The sequence below is a fragment of the Sphingobacterium thalpophilum genome (assembly GCF_038396785.1).
GTDB lineage: Bacteria > Bacteroidota > Bacteroidia > Sphingobacteriales > Sphingobacteriaceae > Sphingobacterium > Sphingobacterium thalpophilum_A.
The window spans coordinates 4,833,112-4,858,038 of the sequence record NZ_CP151087.1; the positions used below are offsets into that span (position 1 = coordinate 4,833,112).

General features: G+C 41.6%; 22 protein-coding genes and 1 rRNA gene. 7 read left to right on the forward strand and 16 right to left on the reverse strand.

The genetic code is table 11. The features are described 5' to 3' along the window. Positions 1–23 precede the first annotated feature (23 nt). Positions 24–956 carry a hypothetical protein gene (locus AACH28_RS21305; protein WP_341831437.1) on the forward strand — a complete coding sequence of 311 codons (933 nt, stop codon included), beginning with the start codon at positions 24–26 and terminating at the stop codon, positions 954–956. Positions 957–1,056: 100 nt separating this feature from the next. Here the strand turns inward: AACH28_RS21305 and AACH28_RS21310 are convergent, their stop codons facing one another. Further along, positions 1,057–1,461, reverse strand: a complete 405-nt coding sequence (locus AACH28_RS21310; RefSeq protein WP_075993972.1) for a DUF5606 domain-containing protein — start codon at positions 1,459–1,461, stop codon at positions 1,057–1,059. 26 nt (positions 1,462–1,487) lie between these two features. Then, positions 1,488–1,946, reverse strand: coding sequence for a peptidylprolyl isomerase (locus tag AACH28_RS21315; protein ID WP_046671802.1), 459 nt, complete (start codon positions 1,944–1,946; stop codon positions 1,488–1,490). 164 nt (positions 1,947–2,110) lie between these two features. On the opposite strand from AACH28_RS21315, the gene radC reads away from it, so the two are divergent. Both radC and AACH28_RS21325 read left to right on the forward strand, forming a co-directional pair. Then, complete coding sequence (radC, locus tag AACH28_RS21320) at positions 2,111–2,809, forward strand: DNA repair protein RadC (protein WP_341831438.1); 699 nt, start codon at positions 2,111–2,113, stop codon at positions 2,807–2,809. A 17-nt stretch (positions 2,810–2,826) separates the two neighbouring features. After that, positions 2,827–3,576, forward strand: coding sequence for a class I SAM-dependent methyltransferase (locus AACH28_RS21325; protein ID WP_341831439.1), 750 nt, complete (start codon positions 2,827–2,829; stop codon positions 3,574–3,576). Here AACH28_RS21325 and AACH28_RS21330 read toward each other — a convergent pair whose 3' ends face one another. Genes AACH28_RS21330 through AACH28_RS21340 form a run of 3 tightly spaced genes read right to left on the reverse strand, consistent with a single transcriptional unit; the run spans position 3,577 to position 6,679 of the window. Then, complete coding sequence (locus AACH28_RS21330; RefSeq protein ID WP_341831440.1) at positions 3,577–5,121, reverse strand: MFS transporter; 1,545 nt, start codon at positions 5,119–5,121, stop codon at positions 3,577–3,579. It lies immediately after the preceding gene. A 2-nt stretch (positions 5,122–5,123) separates the two neighbouring features. Next, entirely contained in the window at positions 5,124–6,185 is a 1,062-nt protein-coding gene (locus AACH28_RS21335) for an HlyD family secretion protein (RefSeq protein ID WP_075993967.1), read from the reverse strand. 47 nt (positions 6,186–6,232) lie between these two features. Beyond that, a complete protein-coding gene (locus tag AACH28_RS21340) occupies positions 6,233–6,679 on the reverse strand; it encodes a MarR family winged helix-turn-helix transcriptional regulator (RefSeq protein ID WP_341831441.1) in 447 nt (148 codons plus the stop codon). A 130-nt stretch (positions 6,680–6,809) separates the two neighbouring features. Here AACH28_RS21340 and AACH28_RS21345 point away from each other — a divergent pair, with 130 nt between their 5' ends. Both AACH28_RS21345 and AACH28_RS21350 read left to right on the forward strand, forming a co-directional pair. Continuing rightward, complete coding sequence (locus AACH28_RS21345; protein ID WP_341831442.1) at positions 6,810–7,295, forward strand: hypothetical protein; 486 nt, start codon at positions 6,810–6,812, stop codon at positions 7,293–7,295. A gap of 110 nt (positions 7,296–7,405) precedes the next feature. Next, complete coding sequence (locus AACH28_RS21350; RefSeq protein ID WP_341831443.1) at positions 7,406–7,882, forward strand: hypothetical protein; 477 nt, start codon at positions 7,406–7,408, stop codon at positions 7,880–7,882. A gap of 71 nt (positions 7,883–7,953) precedes the next feature. Here the strand turns inward: AACH28_RS21350 and AACH28_RS21355 are convergent, their stop codons facing one another. From AACH28_RS21355 to AACH28_RS21370, 4 genes are all read right to left on the reverse strand, one after another. Further along, positions 7,954–11,268: a DEAD/DEAH box helicase gene (locus tag AACH28_RS21355; RefSeq protein ID WP_341831444.1), complete on the reverse strand. Its 3,315-nt coding sequence runs from the start codon at positions 11,266–11,268 to the stop codon at positions 7,954–7,956. A 9-nt stretch (positions 11,269–11,277) separates the two neighbouring features. Then, on the reverse strand, positions 11,278–13,347 hold the full coding sequence (locus AACH28_RS21360; protein ID WP_341831445.1) for a TonB-dependent receptor domain-containing protein: 2,070 nt from the start codon (positions 13,345–13,347) through the stop codon (positions 11,278–11,280). An 18-nt stretch (positions 13,348–13,365) separates the two neighbouring features. Further along, on the reverse strand, positions 13,366–14,157 hold the full coding sequence (locus tag AACH28_RS21365) for a hypothetical protein (protein WP_341831446.1): 792 nt from the start codon (positions 14,155–14,157) through the stop codon (positions 13,366–13,368). Between the two features lie 107 nt (positions 14,158–14,264). After that, positions 14,265–15,575 (reverse strand): BamA/TamA family outer membrane protein, encoded by a 1,311-nt coding sequence (locus AACH28_RS21370; RefSeq protein ID WP_341831447.1) that lies wholly within the window; start codon positions 15,573–15,575, stop codon positions 14,265–14,267. 198 nt (positions 15,576–15,773) lie between these two features. Here AACH28_RS21370 and AACH28_RS21375 point away from each other — a divergent pair, with 198 nt between their 5' ends. Then, positions 15,774–17,654 carry a M1 family metallopeptidase gene (locus tag AACH28_RS21375; protein WP_341831448.1) on the forward strand — a complete coding sequence of 627 codons (1,881 nt, stop codon included), beginning with the start codon at positions 15,774–15,776 and terminating at the stop codon, positions 17,652–17,654. 121 nt (positions 17,655–17,775) lie between these two features. Here the strand turns inward: AACH28_RS21375 and AACH28_RS21380 are convergent, their stop codons facing one another. From AACH28_RS21380 to AACH28_RS21410, 7 genes are all read right to left on the reverse strand, one after another. Next, complete coding sequence (locus AACH28_RS21380) at positions 17,776–18,387, reverse strand: alpha-ketoglutarate-dependent dioxygenase AlkB (RefSeq protein WP_341831449.1); 612 nt, start codon at positions 18,385–18,387, stop codon at positions 17,776–17,778. A 22-nt stretch (positions 18,388–18,409) separates the two neighbouring features. Further along, positions 18,410–19,246: a methylated-DNA--[protein]-cysteine S-methyltransferase gene (locus tag AACH28_RS21385; RefSeq protein WP_341831450.1), complete on the reverse strand. Its 837-nt coding sequence runs from the start codon at positions 19,244–19,246 to the stop codon at positions 18,410–18,412. 67 nt (positions 19,247–19,313) lie between these two features. Continuing rightward, positions 19,314–19,613: a SelT/SelW/SelH family protein gene (locus AACH28_RS21390; protein ID WP_341831451.1), complete on the reverse strand. Its 300-nt coding sequence runs from the start codon at positions 19,611–19,613 to the stop codon at positions 19,314–19,316. A 204-nt stretch (positions 19,614–19,817) separates the two neighbouring features. Beyond that, on the reverse strand, positions 19,818–20,675 hold the full coding sequence (gene ygiD / locus AACH28_RS21395; RefSeq protein WP_286883755.1) for a 4,5-DOPA dioxygenase extradiol: 858 nt from the start codon (positions 20,673–20,675) through the stop codon (positions 19,818–19,820). A gap of 137 nt (positions 20,676–20,812) precedes the next feature. Next, on the reverse strand, positions 20,813–21,646 hold the full coding sequence (locus tag AACH28_RS21400) for a helix-turn-helix transcriptional regulator (protein ID WP_341831452.1): 834 nt from the start codon (positions 21,644–21,646) through the stop codon (positions 20,813–20,815). Positions 21,647–21,854: 208 nt separating this feature from the next. Then, entirely contained in the window at positions 21,855–22,097 is a 243-nt protein-coding gene (locus AACH28_RS21405; RefSeq protein WP_159333286.1) for a hypothetical protein, read from the reverse strand. A gap of 459 nt (positions 22,098–22,556) precedes the next feature. Continuing rightward, a complete protein-coding gene (locus AACH28_RS21410) occupies positions 22,557–22,817 on the reverse strand; it encodes a hypothetical protein (RefSeq protein ID WP_341831453.1) in 261 nt (86 codons plus the stop codon). A 508-nt stretch (positions 22,818–23,325) separates the two neighbouring features. On the opposite strand from AACH28_RS21410, the gene AACH28_RS21415 reads away from it, so the two are divergent. Further along, positions 23,326–24,855, forward strand: a 16S ribosomal RNA gene (locus AACH28_RS21415). Positions 24,856–24,927 lie beyond the last annotated feature (72 nt).

Genomic DNA, 24,927 nt, shown 5'->3' on the forward strand with positions numbered 1-24,927 from the left:
ACTACATTTAAACAGCTATAGATATGAAAAAATATCTAAAAAAGTACGCCTTAGTTTTCCCATTATTAGGCATAGTACTTCTTTTTCACAATTGTCAATCCTCTACACCTAAAGAGGTTAAGTTACATGAAGAATCAAATACAACAACGGATATCCGCTCTTCTAAACGGATCAATGCTGCGGTAATCGTACAAAAAGTTACTTTTCCTAATATGCCTTTTGCTGAACTGATCAAGTTGATGAATCTGACCAATGATAGTTCACCTGCTGCATTGTGGAAAGCGATATCCGCACTACCTCAGGCGGAACAGATGAAGAAAGATAGCTTTGATATTGAAAATCCCCTGCAGCGCGTGGAGCTGATGCTTGTTCCTTTACGCAAGATGGAAATTAAATTTGATCAACAGCAAGCAAAATCGAATGCTGAAGGCCTGACTTACCGCTTGGAAAATTATGTGAATTATAACAAAGGCTTAGGCGAGGTTTTTCTAGCAAATAGCGAAAATGAGGCTATCCATGTAGGGCTGAACTATCCGGAAGGGAGACTTAATGGATTGGCGAAAGTGCAGATACGCATAAATCCCAAAGAGTATATGATCGATAAGACCGGAAAAACAAAAAAAATTGCCGGAATTACCTGTCAGCAGGCTATTTACAATAAAATTGATGCAAGCGATAAGACGCTCCCTAAATTTGTCGTTTGGAAAAGTCCACGTATTCCGAAAGGAATCAATGTGTTGCATCCTTATGTGTTTGACGAAAACGAAGGAATACTTGAAATTGATGCCTATCTCAATGCGGATGAAAATTCTCTTTTGCGCTTTACGACCACTGCCGTTGTCGAAAAGAAATTTGAACCCAAAGAATTTGAGGTTACAAGAGCACATGTTAAGCTTGATGAGGCCAAGGATCAAAAGAACATCGAAAAAAATGTACTTGATGTAGTGTTTCATTAGGAAACAACACATCAAGGAAACATCATTGAAAAGAAAACACCATAAAAAAGGAGTTGATCATTTGATCAACTCCTTTTTTATTTGGGATATATGTAAAAGTTTACATTAAAGGAGCAGGTGCTTCTTCTTCAAATAAAGGGAATTCCTTGATAATGTTATACCATGTGATAACCTTTTTAATATCCGAAGAATAAACACGTGATTCATCATGGCCAGGAGCTACTTCACGGAAGAAATCTCTTAATGTTGCGCCATCAGATTTTGTATCTGGCAGAGCGATGCCTTTCTCTTTGATTGTTTCAAAAATATTCAATAGACGAATTTCTTCTTCTTCACCATAGATGGTGATATCTTCCAAAGTCGCCATTTTTGTAGAAGATAAACTTACTACAGTTTTAATTTTTGCCTGATCAAGGGTTTCTAAAATAAAACCACCTTTATTTTGTCCAACCAATTTGAACAATCCTGGTTTACCAGTTACGGATACTAATGCTCTTAAATTCATTTTAATACGATTTAAATCTCCAAGAATTAATCTTCGATAACTTCAATTGATAAAATACGGTCACCTTGTCTGATATCGTCAACAATGTCTACGTTTTCGATAACTTTTCCAAAACAAGTATGGTTACGATCTAAGTGAGCAGTGTTGTTACGGCTATGACAGATGAAAAATTGAGAACCACCAGTATTACGGCCTGCATGAGCCATAGACAATACACCTCTATCGTGGTATTGGTTTTCGCCTGTTAATTCACAGTCAATTTTATAACCAGGGCCACCCGTTCCAGGGATTCCTGCAGCTCCTTCACGTGAATTTGGACATCCACCTTGGATAACGAAATCAGGGATTACACGGTGAAATGCCAATCCATCATAATATCCTGATTTAGCAAGTTTGATAAAATTGGCTACTGTATTTGGAGCATCAGCTGTGTAGAACTCCACAGTCATGTCGCCTTTTTCTGTTTTAATAATCGCTTTACTCATATTCAAAAATTTTTATGAAATACAAAGATAACGTTTCAGAGTGAAATGTGAAGTAAATCCCGATTGCCAATTTTTTTTAATTGATAGATTGTGTATTTCTCAGGATATTAAGTAACAGTATTTTTGTATATTTATGTACGCTAGCCAATTATAATTAACTGTAGATGTCAAATCCGTACAAACTAGTCATTCGGGAGTGGGCAGAGGCCGATCGTCCGAGAGAGAAACTATTGAGCCAGGGCCGTAGGGCGCTTACCGACGCCGAATTACTGGCTATTTTAATCGGGTCTGGTTCCAAAAATGAAAGTGCTGTTGAATTATGCCGGCGCATATTGGCCGATGTCAATAACAACCTGCAGACGCTTTCGATGATGGAGGTTTCAGAACTGAGCCTATATAAAGGGATAGGCGAGGCAAAAGCCATCGCTATTCTTGCCGCATTGGAGCTTGCCCGTCGGAAAAACGACCTGCCCGCAGAAGAACGTAAGCTCGTAAATAGCAGCCGCTTCGTTTACAACTTAATGAAACCCATCCTTCAGGATCTGCCCCATGAAGAGTTTTGGACGCTGTATCTCAATACGGGGTATAAAATATTAGACAAACAACTGATCGGACGGGGCGGTAATGATTTTACGCCAGTCGATGTCCGGATTATATTACGATCTGCACTTAGCCTTAAAGCACATGCGATTATATTAGTTCATAACCATCCCTCGGGCACCTTGTATCCAAGCAATGCTGACAAAATTCTGACGCAAAAAATTGTTGAAGCCTCTAAAATTATGGATATTAGAGTTGCCGATCATTTAATCTTTACCGATAACGGATATTATAGTTTTAAAGATGAAGGTATAATCGACTAGTTACAGCAATTCTTAGTATGAACAAAAACAGTATTGATAGATTCACGGACAGGGTTGTCGATTACGAGAAATTTAGACCTTGTTACCCAAATGAGATTATTCAGGTGCTTAAAGAACAAATAGGGCTGGATAAAAAATGGTTGGTTGCCGATATCGGTAGTGGTACAGGACTATCTACGCAACTTTTTCTCGAAAATGGGAATGACGTTTTTGCTGTTGAACCCAATCGGGAAATGCGTGAATCTTTACTGCATCATTTTAAAACCTATCGGAATTTAATCGCGCTGAATGCGACTGCCGAAAATACATCGATTGAGTCTGGATGCGTAGATCTCATTTTTGCAGGGCAATCTTTTCATTGGTTTGACCGGGAAGCATGTAAAAGGGAGTTCGCTCGCATTCTCACAGAAAATGGACGTATTGTACTGGTCTGGAACCAGCGTGATCCCGACGACGCTTTTCAACAGGAGTACGAAGATTTTCTGCTCAGTCATATACCAAGTTATCAATCTGTCAGTCACAAAAATATCAGTGATGATGATCTCAAACAATTTTTTGGATCACGTTCAATGACCAAGGTAACCTTACCAAATCAACAGATATTGGACCTTCGGTCGTTTTTGGGAAGAGTACGTTCGTCATCCTATTTTCCAAAAGAGCAGGCTGAAAACAAAACGCTCTATGACGATCTCCGTACACTTTTCGATAAGTACGCAATCGCTGAGCGTATCGTATTCAAGTATATAACCGAAATTTATATCAGTTAACTAAGAAATAGGAATTTGCAAAGCTTCTTTCGTTGCATTTTTTCTCTTCCAGTCGAAAACTCTTCGTATAGGCGAAGAATGAAAAGGGAAGATTAAGATGAATAACGTTAGGATTACCCCGATAATAAATAGCCCGGAGTAGGCGTCGCGTATGGATAGTAGCGAGGCTTGGACTTGGACCGATTTCATTATATTTCCTCTTTGTATCACCAAGCTATTTGTTCGATCGATTATACCAGCAAGATTATTGGCATTAAGGATCTGTAGGTGGTAATACCAATTAGTAATGATGTTTGACCAGACTACAGGCACCAAAAATGAACGTGTAAGAATCAAAAATACTAAGCCAGAGAGGTAATATTTACTGGGAATATTACCGGCCATATATACGCCTATTCCAATGTAGGAAGTGATCACGCCCATTCCTCTTAATGTCAAAGGGAGATAGAACAAAGCCGAGTTTGTATGTTGGTCAATAATCCTTGCAAAGAAAAAGCAAGATAGGGCATAACACGCTGCGGAGAATGCCAAAATGAACTTGCATTTCTTTGTTATTTTGAAATATATATAAGCGATTACTGCTCCGATCATATAACCAGGAATTACATAGGTATTTATTTCGGCAACTTCCAAGGGGTTTGTACCAAGCGTAATTCCCAAAAGGGAGGAGTACAGCGAGGTCGAGCTATAAAAAATGCCGAAAATAAAAATTGTTCCAATGGAGATAGGCAGAATCCGTGTTGAAAAGGCTTCAAAATTTAAGAGTGATTTTCGGATTAGTACACTTCTATTTATAAAAAGTATAAAAAAACAGAGCGATGCGATTCCGGTGACCAAAATAAACCTGGAATGAAACCAATTTTGTGTCAGACCATATGTGCTGAAATAGGCAAAATTCAATAATGAAATACAAAGTAAAATACTTCCAAACCAGTCATATTGATACAGCGGTACCTTTTTAAAATCTGACGATTTCATAAAGATGATGCAGATTAACAACGCTACTGCAAGTAGTATATTTTGAAATAAAAAGACAGTTTCCCAATAGAAACGTGTTGCAAATAGAACAGATACATAACTTGCCAAGGCAGGAATGATCATTGTCATGGTGTAGTAGACCGCATATAATTGATACCGTTCTCCACGTGGCATGAGAAAAGGGATCATTTCCCCAATGATAGCCATAGTGACAATAATCTTGGCACTCCCGATAAAAAATGAGGCCATACAGATGTTGACACCATTATTGGCATGTTCCAAAACCGCATTGGAAGCGAGGATAATGAAGATAGACACGATTAATATCGTCTTTTTGGAAAATAATTTCAACAACCTAAATACCAGTGGTATGGCACATACCATTCCCGCATAATAACAATATGTAGCCATACTCAAATCTGCGGTGATACCGGCGTATCCATTCATGACATACGTGTTAATGGATGTTGGGATTCCATTATTGAACGAAAATAAAATATTGAGTACAAACAGAAAGAACAATTCCCAACCTGAACTCAACCAATCTCTGAATATACGATCTTTCATGATTATTTAATACGTATGATAGCATTCATACCTACGCGAAGCATGGCGAGATCTTTTGGGGTATTGGATGCTGTAAAATTAATTCTAACCGGAATGCGCTGTTGTACCTTAACAAAGTTCCCCGTAGAATTGTCAACCGGAACAGCAGAATACTTAGATCCTGTTGCTTCGGATATGGCGGCTACTTCACCTTCAAATGTCTTCCCGGCCAATGCATCAATTTCAATGTTGACTTTTGCCCCGAGGGCAATATTTTTTAGTTGACTTTCGGTATAATTTGCGGTAATCCATTTCTGCTCATCACGTACAATATTGACCAATGGCGTACCGTTTTGCACCAATTGGCCCTCTTCTATCGTCCGCCGTCCCAATACACCGTCGTACGGTGCAGTGATAACCGTATACGAAAGGTTTAACTTGGCTAGATCAATCGCAGATTCGGCCTTTAGTAATGAGGCATCATTGATTGACAGCTTCTGTTCAGACTCATGTGTGTTAAGTTTCGATACACGCTCTTGCGCCAAAAGTGCCTTATATTTGGCTAACATGGCCTCATAATCTGCTTTTACCTGATCGAATTGATATTGCGTTACTGCTTCATCTTTCACGAGACTCTCGTAACGCCTATAATTCAATTCCATATTATCTAGCCGGGCTCTCATCTCATCGATATTGGCATTTGCTATCGCAGTACTGTTGCCGGCAATGGCAATTCCAGATTGCGATATTGTTTTACTTGCTTTGGCATCGGCAAGAGTGGCTTGTGCATTTTGTAATAAAATTCTGTACTCAGCATCATCAATAATGACGAGTGTATCGCCTTTGTGAACTTTTTGATGCTCATCAAATCGAATTGTTTTGATATAACCGCTGATACGCGAATTTATAGGGGTAATATGGGCATCTACCTGGGCATCATCTGTATAAACAGATTCGTTGATGTGGAAAAAGACTAAGATACCCCAGATAATTGTTACCACAATGACGACCGCAGATAGGATGTTGATGATCCATATCTTCCGCCTTCGTTTTATTTCTTTCTCACTTAATGTTGAATTGCTCATGACTCAATTACTTATCTTCTTTTTTCTGAAAATCAAGGCTCCCGATACTATTGCTTATCAATAATTGCGGTCAATTTTTCGAGAGTTTCTGTAATTTCCAATACTTTTTTTTCTGATATCTCCTGCAGGATCACACGGTAGAGGTCTTGCTGGACAGGGTCTAACAATGTCCTATATTCGTCTCCCTTTACCGTTAATTCGATTAAATTATTTCGTCTGTCATTGGGATCGCTAACGCGTTTAACCAGATCCCGTTTACAAAGATTATCGATCAGCGGAGTGACACTTGCTTTGTTCTTCTGTATTGCTGTGGCTACATCTTGCTGATTCATTTGCTCCTTTTTCCACAGTGCTGCCAATACTTGCAACATTTCATAGGTGATATCCAATTGCTGTTCCTTTATTTTCTGGATATAGTATTGTTTTAAGCTCGTTCGCAAAGCAATGATACTATCCACTAAGGGTTTTACTGGATTCATGGATTCGTTTTTCATAGTACAAAGTTAAATATAAAACAGTTAAATATCAAACTAATTTACTTTAGTTAAAAATGTGTTAAAGATGAGTGCTTTAGAGAGAGATGGCATTTTATTTGGGAGCACTTAAACGAAAGGAAAAAAAGATATGTTAAGAGTTGAATTAATCTTCTTTAGACGTTGCCTACTGCCACTGCTGATTTTAGTAGGCGGGATAAGTGTTGTAAGGGCGCAGCAAATGCACGCTTTTAATAACTTAGAAACCGATTATCATTTTGCATATCGGTGGGTAGATCCATTCTTCCCTTTAAGCCCACAGGTCGATGTGTTGACCTTGGACGTTGCGCCGATTGATAAAGAGCCCGTGCAACAGGAGAAAATAAAAACGTCAACGGGAAAACAGCGTTTTACGGGCAGGGTGAGTGAGCGCGTATATGAAGGTTCGGAAGTAATCGTGAGCCCTGGAGAATCGGTTGGAAATATAACCTACAGCTCCACTAGTTCACCCACCCGGTATCGTGTTGCCATTGATCGACGGAGCAATGAGCACTACCATGGAAAGCCCGTATTTATAGATGCAAAGGGGGTAAAATATATAATTGATTCGAAATTTAGAAAACAAGTTGTCGAATAATTCCTTGGCTAAGTTAAAAATTTGTAAAAAATATTTTTTCAGGTAATTAAATCGAAATATGGCATTTGTATTGTGCTTTTATTTACAATTATTTAAATAACAATTGGGTTATGAAAGCAATAAATCGTTTCAAAAAAATCACAGCTGCATTAGCTTTGATCGCTGCAGTCGGATTGGGACAATCCTATGCACAAACGGCTCCTAAAAAAATGGAAAAAGAAGCCAAAAAGTCTGAACAAAAAGTAAAGACTAAAGCCAACGAGGCCGAAACGAAAACGAAGGCAGCGCCGGTGAAAGCTACAGCGAAGAAGGAAGTTGCGGTCAAGGAAAAGTCAGCGCAGACGAAAAAGGTGGCTGATACAAAAACAGCACCAGCAGCACCAGTGGAAGCGAAGGAAAAAGCCGTGAAAAAAGAAAGTGCTAAAGCTGAAAAACAAGCCACTGCTGTTAAAAAGGATGCCGTAGCAACAACTGATAAAGCAACAAGTGAAAAATACAACGGCCATACAATATATCTCGGTCCAAAAGGTGGTAAATATTATATCAACGGAAATGGTAACAAAACGTACATTTCTGACAAAAAATAAAGAGCAGCTGAAAACGAATTATATCAAAAAAGGGGACATCGATCGATGTACCCTTTTTTGATTTCAATAGTTTAGCGTAGCAAATTCATTAAATAGCTTTTGTCGAGATAAAAGACATCTAAACTTCCGCCCTCATCCAGAATACTGTTGCTAATCTCCTTTTTATGTTGCTGTAAGGTCTGAATTTTATCTTCGACCGTGTTAGGGCTGATTAATCGAACAGCGGTAACCGTCTTTTGTTGCCCCATGCGATAGATCCTGTCGATCGCCTGTTGTTCAACAGCAGGATTCCACCAGGGGTCTACCAGGTACACTACATCGGCCGCGGTAAGATTAAGTCCGGTACCACCGGCTTTTAGACTAACCAGAAAAACGGGGATATCTTTGTCTGATTGAAAGTCACTAACCAATTTACCTCGATTTTTGGACTGGCCCGTGAGCATCAACGCGCGAATACCCTGTTTATCCAAAGCCTCTTTAATCAGGTTGAGCATACTGACAAACTGTGAAAACACGATCATTTTGTGCTGGTCTTTTTTATGCTGAATCTGCTCGATAAGCATTTCGATTTTGGCAGAATCCGCAGCGCTAGTCAGATCTTCATTTTGGAGAAGTTTGCTTGAATTACATATCTGACGCAATTTTGTTAGACCTTTTAGGACATGCATGGGGCTTTTCTTGATTTCATCACCATCTTTGGCAGAGATAAAATCCCGAAACTCTTTTTCATAAAGATCATAAATTCGCCGCTGGGCAGTTTTCATTTCACAGTAAAGGACCAGTTCATTTTTTGTAGGAAGATCACGTAATACATCCTGTTTTGTTCTACGGAGAATGAAAGGCTTTATTTTCTCTTTCAGCATTTTTTTTCTCTTGCGGTCATGGAAAGCATCAATAGGAGTCGTATAGACATCTTTGAAATATTTTTTGCTTCCTAGTAGACCCGGCACAATAAAGGAAAGCTGAGCATAAAGATCCATCGTATTATTCTCGATAGGAGTTCCTGTTAAAATAATGCGATTTCTTGATTTTAATAAATTTACCGTTTTGTATCGCTGGGAATCCGGGTTTTTGATTTGCTGCGATTCGTCCAATATGACATAATTGAAGGTTATTTTTTTTAGCGTATTAATATCCGTCAGCAGGTTGTGATAAGAAATTAAAACAAGGTCATATTGTTCAAACTGCATCCCTTTTTCCATTCTATTTGGACCATCTAAAACCAACGTCTGGAAAGATGGAAGGAATTGCTGGATTTCATGCCGCCAATTAAAAATTAAGGTCGTGGGAAGTACAAGTAATGTTGGTGCAGATTGTCCCTTTGCTTTTTGAGTAGCCAGAAAGGCTAATATTTGGATCGTTTTGCCAAGTCCCATGTCATCGGCAAGACAGCCGCCAAAGTTAAGCCCATCCAAGAAATGCAGCCATTGTAGTCCTTGTTGCTGATAAGGGCGTAAGTTTCCGACAAAAGTTGGAGGTAGCTGGACCTCGGATAGCGAAGAAAAATTAGCGAGCTGCTTTCTCAACGTGCTGAGCTCAGCCAACACGATGGGGTCTAGCTCAGCCTGATCAAACAGGTGATCGATCTCATTGAATTTGTATTTTGGAATTTCAATGAAATCATCAGCGATCGATTCTGCAGCATTAAAATAGGCCTCAAATTTATCGAGCCACTGTTGCGGTAAAATGCCCTGGGTGCCGTCATCCAAGGTGATGAATTGCGAGCGGTTCCGTACTGCCTTTTCAAGTTTTTTTAGGGAGACACTTTTGGGACCAAATTTGACCTGTATATTGGCGTTGAACCAATTTTGTCCACTGAGGACCTCCACATGTATTTTTCCCTTAAAACGGCTTAATTTATTTCCACGTAACGTATTAAATCCAATGATCTGTATACCCTGATGCTGCCATTCCTCAAAAGCATCCAGAAACCAGTTACTGTCCAGAAAGTATTTGCGATGCAAATAAAAATGCTGAAAGCTTCCCGCATCCATTTGCTCCTGAAAATAGGGATGCTGTTTCAGTAACAGGGAAATAACTTTTGTTTCAGCTTCACGTTTCCGATCGACCAAAAATTGTGTACCCTTGCTGTCTGTACCGAATATATTCCGCTTACTTAAAATAGGAATTTCGACCTCACCATAACGCATGACAGGAATAAGGTTGACAAAATCTTCCGATTCCTCCAGAAACAAAAGGGACTGCATGTCCTGATAATACAGATTTTCCTTCAACTGTGGCTTGCTTGCTTTGGGAATATCTTTAAAATTTAACTCCACGGAATGTGCTATCTGTTCCAAAAACAACCTGTTGAATTCTTCGAACTTACGCTGATGGATCAATAATTGCTCCCCCTTGTTGCCAAACAAACGGATCAACTTGAGGTGAAACCTATTTTCAATCAGAAAAAGCTGATTTTTGATGAGAATGAAATGGTCCAAAAGAACAACTAAATCCTGTAAATTGTAGGCTATCGTATGAATATGAATTTCTCCATGAATGGCATAAAACGCATCTTTTTTTGTAATAAAGAGCTTAATATCACCTTTGTTTAGGTTAAATTGAACCGGCGATAAGGTGGAGGCTGTTATATTGTCGGATTTTTCATAGTCATGCAGATAAAAATCGAGGTGTAACGGATTTTTTGCAACCGCCTTCAGGCTGGAGCTGATTTCAATATCCTGTTGCACAGCGTGGGAAAATTGGTAAACAGCGGTGTAAAATTGCATTTCCTCAATCGAGCTGCTTTGCCAGATACGAGACTGGTTCTCACTAGCAGAAATCGGGTTTTTAGGAAGGCCGGATTTCGTCATTGGAGCTTGACACAGGAGTATTTGTAGATTTTTGTAGTACCGGTTGCGCGTTAACACCACAAAATGATGCTGCTGTTCGGCTGTCGTCTTGACCTTCGGGGCAAGAGATTCCTCCACTAAATCAAAGTCATCAATGGAGATTAGTTGTTTGTCTTTTAACAGAAACTCCAGCTTCCCTGTTTTGATCTGGGCAGCAAAATAGTTTTCTAAAGACGATTCCTTTTCCATCCCATATTGTGCCGCAACCTTCTTGAGGAGATGCTGATAGCGGTTGTGATCAAAAAATGCCAGCCAATTCTCCTGTGTAAATAGTTTACTTAAAGCCGCTTTTTGATGACGGCAGAACCCTGTTTGTGGACAACTGCAAAAGACGGCTGTTGTTGGCAACGTATGGATGATCATCACTTCAAAATCGGTATAATTCTCCAGTACCTGAAAAGTTGCCTGATTGACCTCCATTTCCATCGCATTGACCTGGAAATGGGCCAGTGTCAGGTCCATCCAAGGAAAATAAGAATAACGGCTCACCTTGGTGAAATCGATATCGGTCAATGTATACTGATGGAATTCCATGATGCTTGGTTAAAAATTAAAACTCATTCCGCCATAATAATTACGTAAAGGGGCAGGATTAAAATACCGTCCTCCAAAAGCATTGATATCGTTTCCAAGACTATATTTTTCATTGAGCAGATTGTCGGCCCCAACAAAAAATCTGATTTTATGCCGTGAACAGACAGATTTGCTCCAGGATAATTTGCCTTGTAAAAGATGATACCGTTTGGCATAAACAGTGTTTGCGTCATCCAGTGGTATTGCTGCTGTTAAATTGGAAAGAAGATCCAACTGGAATTCATTCGGGAAAAATATATTCAACGAATTTACCCATACCGTTTTAGGAACCGCAGGAAGTTTATTGTCCTTATAGTTTTTGTCGCCTACCTGATAGGTTTTGAAACTGTAGTCATTAAGGGAAAAATTGCTGGTCAGCTGTAGGCTACGGACCATACCGGTTGTTTGAGGCCTGATCAAATACATGAATAGCGAGGCTTCCAATCCCTTTTGGTTTATTTTACCCGCATTTTGAAAATATTCAGCACCATTATCTCGTACTTGTCGGATAATGGCATTGTTCATTTGATACGTGTAGGCCGCTGCATCTAAAATAATCCGGCGATTCCACAAATGCCAACGAAGCCCAAATTCATGGTTTGTACCTGTTTCTGGTTTCAGCATCGTATTAATTGTATTGTCTGACGAGCGGACCTCAGCAACAGTTGCTGCAGAGAAACCTTTAGAAATCGATGCTCTAAGTGCAAGCATTGGAGTGATCAAATAGGATAGTGCTGCTCGTGGCATCCATGTACTCCCGAAATCAATATTTTCTTTGTTTTCTTGTGCGACAGGATAACGTTGCTGGTAGCCAATTTTATTCTCATTTAATCCGAGCGACAGCTCTACCTGGAGACGCTCTAGCCACTCCAGTTGGGTGCGTGCAAAAAATGATTGCTGACTATTTTCCAATTTGTCCTTGGCCTGAGGATCGGTAGCGACACCTAGGGCGTTGTCATAATTGTCAATAGCATACCAGCCCTTTTGCGCTTCCAAGCCCAGTTGGACTTCATATTTTAAATCTTGGCTCAGCAGATCGACATAAGATAAATACAGGCGCGTTCCTAAATTCTTTTCATCTCTTTTCTCGTAATTGGTGATGAAGGGATTTTTGATCTGATTGGATGAACCAAATACACTGGCGAATAAGGTCATCTTAGAACTGAGATGCGTCTGGTTGCTCAGTCCACCAAAGAATGTTTTGTCGTAGATTGCTGCTTTTTGTTCAGCAGCACCAGGATTTGGTCCGCCCTTAGGCCGGGCCTGCCTGCGGTCGCTCTCCATTTGTGCTGCGGTGAGCCCCCCCGGAGTTTGGTAACCGAGATCCGAATAGAAACCGGTGAATTTCAATTCGGATGTTTTTGCATATTGCCAATTGTAATTGAGCTGGATATTCTTTTTGTTTAAGGCTGAATTCTGGCGATAACCGTCACTTCTCGTCCAACTTTGATTGATAGCAAGTTGCTGAGTCTGGTTGATGGGTAATATTGCATTGAGCTGTTCTTGGAAAAGACCGTAGGAGCCCCCCGTTAATTGGAGGTTGACTTCAGGTTTGTCACATCGATCAAATCCTTTACTATAAAAGGAGAGCACACCGCCTGAATTGGCCCCATAGATTGATCCATCTGGACCTTTCAATATATTTATTTGCCCTATTGCGGATGGATCTATCAAGTTAAGATAGGTGTTCCCGCCTGCGTCAGTAAATGGAAAGTCGTCCAGATATATTTTGACATTGCGAACACCAAAAGGTGAACGGATCATACTCCCACGGAGTGCTAGCCGGTAACTCCCAGGGGAACGTTCTTCCATGCGTAAACCCGGCACCCTGTTCATTGCTGAAACAAAAGAGGGCGACTGCTGGGATTGGATCATTTGGCTGCTTAACACAGCCGCAGAAGATGTCAATCGCAATAGCGGTTGTTTATTGAAGTAGGCTTTAACTTCGACCTGTTCTAGCCGATTAGTCGTAGTATCCACTTCCTGCGCATATAATTTGCTACATAAACCAAGGGTAGCAAGTAGGTAATATCTTTTCATCGTTAGGGTTTGGTCGGCTTAGTCTGCAAATTCCTGACTGAAATAAATTTCAAAAATCTGCTTTTTCTTATTGTATTTTAGGCATTGAAAATTCGCATATACGGAGCTGGTCGGTACACAAAGACTGTTGGCCATGGCTTCTTTTGAAAATTTTTTGTTCAGACAGCCCTGCTGCAAATCAAAGTTTTTGTTCGTCGAAATATCGGTCACATCAAAGGAATTGTCGTCAATCAGGTAATTTGAATTGTTTAAACGAATATAATCCTCTTGATAAATCAGTTCGGAAGCAACGAGATAATCGAGCGATCCAAAGCTGGATGAACAATCCAGATTTTGAAGGGTATTGACAACTTTTAACTCTTTATACAATGTGTTGTATGTATTGCGTTTATGATCGAATAAGGTGATCTCGATGTGATGATTATCTTTGTTGTACAGCATATACCCAAGGTCTCCGAAGCCATTTTCGAAGATATTCCCTTTCGCGATCGCTAAAACAGCCAAGTTAGGATGCCCAAGAAAATAATCCTGCTGGTCTGCACTTAGTGTTGTCGTTAACTTCTGATGAAGTTTATCGAAGAGGCCGGCATCGTTCATTTTCATTAACTGCTGCGTTTGTTCCTTTATTCGGTCTGCAAAACGGGGGCTATCGTAGCTCGAAGTATCCGATGGGATCGGTGGTGATGCAGGAGGGACTACCTGTTCTTTCTTTTGTAGGTCATTTTTCGTTGTTTTTGGCGTCTTTGTCTGATGACAGGAAACAAGAGCCAATGATAATACAATGTATAGAAAAAAGGTTTTTAAATTCATGATGAAGTATCGTCAATGCCAATTCAGTCACTCTTCGTGAATAGAAAGAGCAACAACATCGGCTAATTTAGTTATTTTATGGCAAACAAAGCTGTCGCAACCTGGATTTAGAAGGCTTCATTCAGCCCTAAAAAGAAACCACGGGAACCATATTTTCCAAAGGCATAGTCCAGACATAGATTTGTGCGTGTTGCTTTGTTAAAGAGTACCCGTAATCCGGCACCACCCCCAGGTTGCCATCTTTCAAAAAGTTTGGTGCCCAGTTCGTCGCTGGCAGTCTGTAGGTTAAAAAAAGCAGCTCCGCTCAAAAAGCGATTCTTTAAAATTGGGAAGCGGTATTCTGTTTCGGCATAACCGAAAGAAATTCCTTTGAAATAACCAATGGTATAACCCCGTCCACTTCTGACGGCTACGTCTCTTCCCGTTCCTGGGAGATCAAAATAGGGAAGTGTACCACCAAGTTTATAGGAGCCCCAATACCAGAAGGCAAGTACATGAGCGGGGTCGGACTGAGATAGACTAAAGTATTTTCGAAAGTCGGTGGTAAGCTGTACAGCACTTTTGCTACTGCCCAACAGCGTTGTGTTCCATCGTACACCGATATCCGAATAGATTCCTTTGTAAGGCCTATTGGGATTGTCTCTTGTCATATATTGCATATTGAGCAATAGTCCATTGGAATTATAACTGTCGGGCTCGAAGCCATGTTTTTCGGTGTAGATGGTATTGGGCGTAATGTTGCCATTGGGGCCGCTGCTGGTTATTTTTCGTCGTAAGTCAAACGCCAATCCGGCTCCAACAAATAGTCCGTCGGCGATACGTTTATAGACTTTTTCATTAAATGTAAACGCGTTATATTTTGCTCCGTATTTCTTATGGTCGGGGTTGGCAAGGATCTCTTCATCGGCATTGTTCCATTTTCCATGGGGAGTCATGCCCAAACCCGCATCTAAAGCGACCATTTTGACAAGTGCAAAAGCGCCCTGAAAATTTAGTTTATTGTTGGGGGTAAAGATATTATGACTGATATAGAAGACCATGATGTTTTTTGTGGTGATTGAGGCGGATGTCGCTGCGATCGACATGGTCGTTGTTTTGGGGTCACCCAATACTTTCCCCGCGACAGCCTTGATTCCGATCTGACCACCAATGGTTGGGTTGTAGGCAATGTTGGGCATTAAGGTGATGGGAGAGCGTTTACTCGCATGTTCCTTTTTTCGTTTGGGATGGATTATTCTTCCGATTAGATCCGATATATCGTATTGACTGGCCAAGGCCGAGTCACGCTGATGTTTGTACTGTGCAAGAGAGTCTGTTTTTGCATCGGTTTGGGCAGGGAGCAGCGTAGGGATTAAAATTAAAAGTATTCCTAAAAAAGCATGTCGGAAGAAATCGTTAAAACGTAAAAGTTGATGCATACATTCGGGTCTATCTTAAAACTAAACGTCAAAAAAAATAAAATGTTTTCTCAAGTACTCGGAGCCTGTCTTTTTTTGATCTCTGAACAAATGCAAATGTGGTATTGTGTTGAAGAAGTTTATTTTTCTTGTGGAGCTGGAGAATTAAACTTGCAAATCACAGCAAATTTATCTTAGTTTGATTATTTAAACTAGGATATGATAGGACGCACTATATTTAACTATGGATTGACTTTGCTTTTATTGACAGGGGTAGCTCATGCGCAAGAACTGTATACCCCAAGAAATATTCAGCAAGCGATCGAAAAGGGAACCCGTACCAAAACGGGTCTACCAGGGAAAAACTATTGGCAGAATTTTGGTAAGTATGATGTGCGGGTGCAATTGGATCCGGCTACAAAGATGGTGAGTGGAACAGAGACTATTCTGTACACAAACAATAGTCCCGATACATTGAAACGCTTGGCTATCCGATTTGTTAACAATGTGCACAAACCTAATGCGGTACGTGCGGCATACGCTTCGGACGACTACCTGACTTCGGGCCTAAAGATTAAATCATTTAAATTGAATGGTCAAGTTTACGACGTAAACAGCAAGGACTGGGGAACGGTGAAGTTAGGTGATTTTGGGCAGAAAATCCTTCCGGGAAGCACTGCAACATTGGACATTAGCTGGGAATATCCGTTATCTGTCGAAAGCGACCGTGAAGGGCTATTGAATGCTTCCACCTTTTATTGTGCTTACGCTTATCCGCGTGTGTCTGTATACGACGATTACAATGGCTGGGATCTTCTGGAACATAATGGCCGACAAGAATTCTACAATGGTTTCAACGATTATCAATTTGAGATATCCGTTCCGAAGAACTTTGTTGTGTGGGCGACAGGTGAATTGACAAATGCGGCTGAGGTACTGCAGAAACCTATTCTGGACCGTTTCGAAAAATCAAAAGTCAGCGATACGCCAATACATATCGCGACAGATGCCGAAATGAAAGCGGGGAAAGTGACAACACAAGAAGCCTGGAATAAGTGGAAATTCAAAGCAACCTATGTGCCTGATTTTTGTTTCAGTGTGAGTGACAATTATATCTGGGATGGCGGGAGTGTAGATTTGGGAAGTAAGCGCGTGAGTGTGCAGTCAAGCTATGTCGCCGGAACGCCAGATTTTGAACAATACATTGGTTGGCAGCAATATTGCATTGACTGGTTTTCTAAAAATTGGCCTGGTGTCACTTATCCATATCCAACAATGACAGCCGTTCAGGGATTTGCAGACATGGAATATCCGATGATGATTAATGATTCGAGTGTCCCAGATAATCTTGTGGACGCACGGCAAACAGCGGACCATGAAATTGCACATACCTATTTCCCTTTTTACATGGGTATCAATGAGACGCGATACGGTTATATGGATGAAGGCTGGGCTACTGCATTGGAATTCTGGATTGGAAATGCGGAGATTGGTGCCGAAAAAAATAAAGAACTTTTCAAAGATGCCCGTGTAAAGCGCTATATCTTTGACCCCTCTACCGAAGAAGACCAACCCTTGATTACCATGACCTCTCAGTTGAGTGGTTTAGGGTATGGCAACAATGCCTACATCAAGGCCGCATTGTCTTATATTGCGTTACGGGATTACCTGGGTGATGAACTGTTTAAAAAAGCACTACACCATTACATGGAGCTATGGCATGGAAAACATCCGACGCCTTGGGACTTCTTTTACAGCATCAATGCTGGAGCTGGGCAGAATTTAAACTGGTATTGGAAAAATTGGTATTTTACCAATAATTACATTGACCTTAAAGTGAATGGTTTTAAACAGCTTGCTGGTAAAAATACACTTACGATCACCAATGTCGGGGGATTTGCAATTCCCTTTGATGTGTTGATTACCTATACGGATGGATCGGTGGAGACAAAACATCAAACTCCGTCAATTTGGCAACACAATGAAAAACAGGTAATCCTGACTTGGACTTCGACTAAAAAGGTGAAAAATATTACCTTGGACGGTGGCATTTTTATGGATTACACCGCCAAGGACAACAGCTGGGACGTTATTAAATAACCCGATCGATCGTGTCAGCCTTTATGTTTGAAAAGGTTGACACGATTAGTGACTGAATGCTGTTGAAGGCTGCCTACAACTAGGTGTCCATTCCTGTAAGCCTTACTCTGGGGCTGTAAGATTACAGCTGATCGATGCTTCGAAATGTCAGATTAATTCGTGCACTGAACACCTTTTTTGTCGGTGGAAGCCGATGCAACCAATACGTTTGTGTAAGACCTTTCATCACCAATAAACTTCCATGGCCCAAGATGAGGTCTATTTTTTCTTTGCTCGTTTTATGTTTAAAGGCAAACTTTCGTTCAGCACCAAAGCTTAAAGAAGCAATTGCTCCATTTTTTTTAAGGTCTTTTTCACCGTCACTGTGCCAGGCCATTCCTTCGTCGCCATTGTGATAAAGATTCAACAGGCAGGAATTATACGTCTCCTGTGTTTGTTCTTCGGCAATCTTTTTCAGCTCAAGAAGCTCTTTTGTCCAGGGAAGCGCCCTTTTAGTGGTGTTGGAATAGCTATATTCGAAAGCCTGGTCGCCATACCAAGCCACTTTTCGTTTGGTGACGATTTCGTTTCCAAAAATAATAGCACGGTCATTTACCCATTCGATCGAGTCCATGAGTCTATCAAAATAGTGGTTTGCTTTCTGTGGAGGCAGTATTTTACCATAATAATTGACAGTCCCATCGTAAGGGAGTAGATTTCTATTGCCATCGAAGAGATTGTCGAAAAGTTCCATTTTATCGTATTGTGTGTGTTTATTAAATAGCCGTATGCAAAGTCTCCCATCCGATCATCGCTGTTTTCCGCATTGGATCCCATCGGTAACCACCAAATATACCGCTGTTTTGTATAACACGATGACAGGGGATAAGGTAAGCTATCGGATTGCTACCGACAGCTGTGCCGACAGCACGGGAAGCTTTGGGGTTTCCGATTTGAGAAGCGATAGCACCGTAGGTACTTAAGTTACCCATAGGGATTTTTAATAAAGCTTCCCAGACTTTCAATTGAAAATCAGTGCCTTTTAAATGTAATTTTACCTGGCGGATATCTTTGTCTTGGGGATTTAATGCGCTGCGTGCATTCTCGTGCATGCTATCTCCCTGTTGTCGATATGTTGCGTTCGGAAAGCGTTGTTGAAGGGTGTCAAAAGCTGTTAAGTTGTCATCGGCATAGGCAATATGACAAATACCTTTTGAAGTGGATGCAATTAGCATTGTGCCGAATAAGCTCTGATAATAGGCGTAGGAAATCAATAGATTGGAGCCTTCATTTTTATATTCAGCGGGAGTCATTCCCTCAATATTGATAAATAGCTCATGAAGTCTACTGCTGCTGGAAAGACCAAGTTGATAGGTGGTTTCGGCGATATTACTTTCCTTGAGCAATGATTTTGCATGATTTATACTTACGTACTGTAAGAATTTCTTGGGGCTTGTACCAGCCCATGCGGTAAACATGCGTTGAAAATGAGCTTCACTCATGTAAACATGAGAAGCGATCTGACCCAATGTAGGTTGCGTCTTAAAGTTTTCCTGTAAGAAATGTATGGCCTTGGCGATACGTTGAAAATCTACTTCTTGTTGAATAGTCATGATTGTTCATTTAATTTATACAAAATTGCTAATAAGAAGAAGTCTTTAAAATCCGATTTATGCTAAATTAAATGTTGGATGAAGGAGATTTGTCCGAATGACCCAAGGATTTATCTGGTGCAATTAGATCTCGGATGAGCTGTTTGAGTTCTTTTATTTCGGGGAATCGACCAGCTCTTTTTCGATCGAATATCTCCTGATCCGCTACCCGTACGGTATAACGGCCTGCAATTTTGCTGGGGACCAGCATCACTCCATGGATCTCATCGGTGAACGAACTCAGTACCTCCTGCGCCATATAGGCGGCGCGCAGCATCCAATTGCATTTTGGACAATATTCAATTTCAATAACAGGTTTTGTTGCCATGAGTTAAGTTCAAGTACGTTGTTTTGTTTTAAACAAATTTATCGATCCTTGCGCTGCAATCAAAGCGCTTTTTGTCATGGAAATTTCGAGATTATTTCCAACTCAGCGGAGTCCTGTATACAACAAGCCCATTCCATTGGCCTTTTTCTCAGTTAATGGAATGGGCTGGTATTGTTGGATATTCCTGACAGGTATGCTGGAGGCTTAACCGATTTTCAAAGAAGTCATGGTCAGCGATCCAGCCACTGAATTGTCGTTGAAGAGAAACAACTCATCATTTTTCTCCTGTAAACCCAAGGTATAGATTAAAGGGAGGTAATGTTCAGGAGTTGGAATTGCCAAGTCGAACTCTTTGCCCTGTTTTCTGAAATCTATGAGCGCTTGATGGTTGCCGTTCTGAATAAATTTCTTCATTTTTTCATTGGCTATCGTAGCCCACTCATAGGCATAGCCTGCCGTATCGAGCTTGTCCCAGGCGACCATTCGTAAGTTGTGCACCATATTGCCGCTACCGATAATGAGCACCCCTTTTTTTCTTAGCGCGTTTAATTGCTGTGCAATCTCGTAATGGTATGCTGCAGGCTGTGTGTAATCAATGCTCATTTGAATAATTGGAACGTCTGCATCAGGGTATAGATGTTTGACTACAGACCATGATCCATGGTCCAGCCCCCATTTGTCGTCGAGATGAACGTCTGTTTTGCTGACAATACGCTGTGTTTCTAAAGCGAGCGCCGGGCTGCCTGGAGCTGGGTATTGGACATCAAATAATGCCTGAGGAAAACCGCCAAAGTCATGAATGGTGGCGGGATGCTCCATCGCTGTGACAAATGTTCCACGTGTTTCCCAGTGTGCCGAGACAACAAGAATCGCCTTCGGTTTTTCGAAAGTTTGGCCAATTTTTTTGAATCCCCGGACAAATTCGTTGTCCTCTATGGCGTTCATGGGACTTCCATGTCCTAAAAATAAGACTGGAAATTTGTCCGTTGCCTCCAGTTCCTCGGAAAATTTATATAAAGAGTTTGCTTTATGAGCTACTCCAGCTAATGGTAATGTTGCCATAATTTTAATAAAATCCTTTCTACGCATTTGATATGATGTGACTGCGTCAATTTTTATTACAAAGGTAAGGGATGGGTTTGGCTAGGCGGTATCATTATCCTGTCAATCTGTTGTACTATTCGGAAATCTGTTGTACGCTATTCGGAAATAAGTTTTTGGATCTCATTTCTAAATTCCGAAGGCGTCATGCCTGCTTTCTTTTTGAAGACATTGGTAAAGTAGGCTTTATCTTGGTAACCGAGTTCAAAACCAATTTCCGAGATCGTTTTAGTCGTTGTCAACAAGAGGTTTTTTGCTTCAATAAGTTTCCGTGTTTCGATAATCTCAGAAACGCTTTGTTGTAATATGCTCTGACAAATCAAATTTAGGTTTCTTGCGGACATAAAAAGCTTCTCTGCGTAAAAATTAACGCCTTCAGGGCGGCGATAATTCTCTTCCATTATGGAAAGAAAGCTTGTGAAGGTTGTACTCTGATTTTTTAATTGCTGTTGGCTGTCTGGAAATTGCTTTTTTCGTTCAGATTCAATCATGGTAAAGATGGTGCTCAATAGCTGCTTGATAACCGCATAATCTACGGTAGTTTGTAAGCATTCCTCCTGCATTAGCTCACACAAGACTATCAATCTCCCGAAGCAGTTGGGGCTGGCGAAGGTCAATGTCGCATTTTCATGAAAGTGGGTATAAAGTTGGAAAGTTGTTTCGGGGATAAATTCACTTTTAAATCGAATGACCCAAAATTCAATGCTATTGTTGTGCAAAAGAGGTTTCACACGGTGCGTTTTGCCCTGAGTGACAAAACTTATAAATGGAGCGGTGTAGGTTTTTGTTTTAAAATCGATAAAATGTTCGAGTTTTCCTGCCACACCAATAATCAGTTCCTCGAAATCATGTTGGTGTATTTCGTTTTTGGATTGTTGTATGCGCAGTGCCTCATCGGCGTCAACTTTGTAAATTTTGAAAAGTCCGTTCAAAATAAGGGAAATTTTAATTTGCTATTTACGAATATACGGTTTCGTTTGCATATTGGCTATTCGCAGTGTCCTACCGGCAGTTTACAGTTATTGACTTTTGAATCTATGTTATTTTCCAATACTGTGCCCAAATGAGGCTTTGATGGTTGGCGGTACATTTTTTATGTTGGCTAGTTTATAATATAGATCCTTATATGTTTATCCGTTTCTATGCTAGTTTTTCATTTGAGTTGGTATTCCGAAGCAAGGGCTGCTCCGCTTCATCGTTAAATTGAGGTATTCCCCAGTCTGATGTGAACCCTTGAATCGTTATTTTGTCTGTCTTTATAGCGTGTTTTTCCGAGTTATTTTCGTGTTGCAGCGTCGCTGCGGAATTTTTCGGCTGCGGTTCGGATTGGCGTTGGCCTTTTTTAGGGGCATCCAGGGAATATGGTCGCGTTCGGAGCGTCATTTGCCCGTGTTGGCAGCGGGGTGAGTGCGGGCTTAGACTCGGACTCAACACGGACTCAACACGGACAGAACACGGTTGCAGGGCAAATCTGCCCCGACCATGGTACGAAGCAGGGCTGGGAGGGTAGTCGGAGGTTCCTGCAGACCTTTGTCAGCAGCCGGAGCGTTGTCCCCGAGCGGAACCACCTTTCCCTAAATAACGAAGAGTTAAGGATGCCTTATTACTTAGGTTAGCTTTTGTCTATATTTAGCTTAGTATTAAGTTAGGTTTTATTTAGCTATAACCTATACTATACCTAAACAAAACCTAAATAAAACCTAAACTAAACCTAAGTAAACAGGTAGGAAAGTATAGCTGCAAAAGAAGGTATCCGGAGTGCTGAGTTCTGCGATCTTCCCGTTCCCGTCCATCTGCTGCGCCGGTGCGCACCATCTTCAATTGGGCATTGAGCCGAGCGGGCTACAAAGTGATCCCGGGCTTAGGAAGATCGAACAATACAATGTCCATCCATGTTTCCGCTGCGGAGCTGCACCAAGTTCCGGTTCCGCGGATGTCCGCGGTACGATCCAATTTCCAGGCCCCCCATGTTTCCCCTGCAGAGCCTGTATCAAGTCCCGGTTCCCACGAAGTCCACGCCAAAACCACTTTTCGGCCCCATTCTGCCCCGGAATCAGCCATCCCAGCCTTCCGATCACCTGTTTTACAAAAAGAATCTCGCACCGTTACAGACAGTTATGGGCGAAATGAAATAAATAAGAACAAAAGGCTTGGAAGTTTGTTAGTAATCTCCCTATCTTTGCACCACTCCGCAAGGGAGGGACGGTTACCACGAAAGAGGGAATCCTGAAAAAAGAAGGGTTTAAGAGAAGCCTGGCAGGATTTAAAATCCCGCCCGGTTTATTTTAAACGCGGAAATCGAAAAAAAAGGAAAAGAAAAAAAAACTTCAAAAAGTTTTTGGAAGTTCAGAAAAGATTTCTACCTTTGCAGTCCCAACGGAAACGAAGGGAAAAACAAAAAAGATAAAGACGGCGCAATGCCATCGGAATATAGCGGATACGGAAGTTGAAGCGACAAAGTTCTTTAAGAAAACACAATCATGTAAGCGTGACGAGTAGACAAACGAAAGTCATGAACAAATTCAAGTAATTCGTTCAATTCGATCCAAGATCAGAGATATAAAAAAAGAATTCTGATTATGTAAATAGTTGGAATCAAAAACTTCATTTTACAATGGAGAGTTTGATCCTGGCTCAGGATGAACGCTAGCGGCAGGCCTAATACATGCAAGTCGGACGGGATCCATCGGAGAGCTTGCTCGAGGATGGTGAGAGTGGCGCACGGGTGCGTAACGCGTGAGCAACCTACCTCTATCAGGGGGATAGCCTCTCGAAAGAGAGATTAACACCGCATAATATCAACAGTTCGCATGTTCGGTTGATTAAATATTTATAGGATAGAGATGGGCTCGCGTGACATTAGCTAGTTGGTAGGGTAACGGCCTACCAAGGCGACGATGTCTAGGGGCTCTGAGAGGAGAATCCCCCACACTGGTACTGAGACACGGACCAGACTCCTACGGGAGGCAGCAGTAAGGAATATTGGTCAATGGGCGGAAGCCTGAACCAGCCATGCCGCGTGCAGGATGACTGCCCTATGGGTTGTAAACTGCTTTTGTCCAGGAATAAACCTAAATACGTGTATTTAGCTGAATGTACTGGAAGAATAAGGATCGGCTAACTCCGTGCCAGCAGCCGCGGTAATACGGAGGATCCGAGCGTTATCCGGATTTATTGGGTTTAAAGGGTGCGTAGGCGGCCTATTAAGTCAGGGGTGAAATACGGTGGCTCAACCATCGCAGTGCCTTTGATACTGATGGGCTTGAATCCATTTGAAGTGGGCGGAATAAGACAAGTAGCGGTGAAATGCATAGATATGTCTTAGAACTCCGATTGCGAAGGCAGCTCACTAAGCTGGTATTGACGCTGATGCACGAAAGCGTGGGGATCGAACAGGATTAGATACCCTGGTAGTCCACGCCCTAAACGATGATAACTCGATGTTGGCGATAGACAGCCAGCGTCCAAGCGAAAGCGTTAAGTTATCCACCTGGGGAGTACGCCCGCAAGGGTGAAACTCAAAGGAATTGACGGGGGCCCGCACAAGCGGAGGAGCATGTGGTTTAATTCGATGATACGCGAGGAACCTTACCCGGGCTTGAAAGTTAGTGAAGAGTGCAGAGACGCACTCGTCCTTCGGGACACGAAACTAGGTGCTGCATGGCTGTCGTCAGCTCGTGCCGTGAGGTGTTGGGTTAAGTCCCGCAACGAGCGCAACCCCTATGTTTAGTTGCCAGCATGTCATGGTGGGGACTCTAAACAGACTGCCTGTGCAAACAGAGAGGAAGGTGGGGACGACGTCAAGTCATCATGGCCCTTACGTCCGGGGCTACACACGTGCTACAATGGATGGTACAGCGGGCAGCTACATAGCAATATGATGCTAATCTCTAAAAGCCATTCACAGTTCGGATTGGGGTCTGCAACTCGACCCCATGAAGTTGGATTCGCTAGTAATCGCGTATCAGCAATGACGCGGTGAATACGTTCCCGGGCCTTGTACACACCGCCCGTCAAGCCATGAAAGTTGGGGGTACCTAAAGCATGTTACCGCAAGGAGCGTGTTAGGGTAAAACCGATAATTGGGGCTAAGTCGTAACAAGGTAGCCGTACCGGAAGGTGCGGCTGGAATACCTCCTTTCTAGAGTATCGAAGATCGGTGCTCGTCACGTTACATATGATTGCAAGAAGAAAAAACATCAGAAGAAAGTGC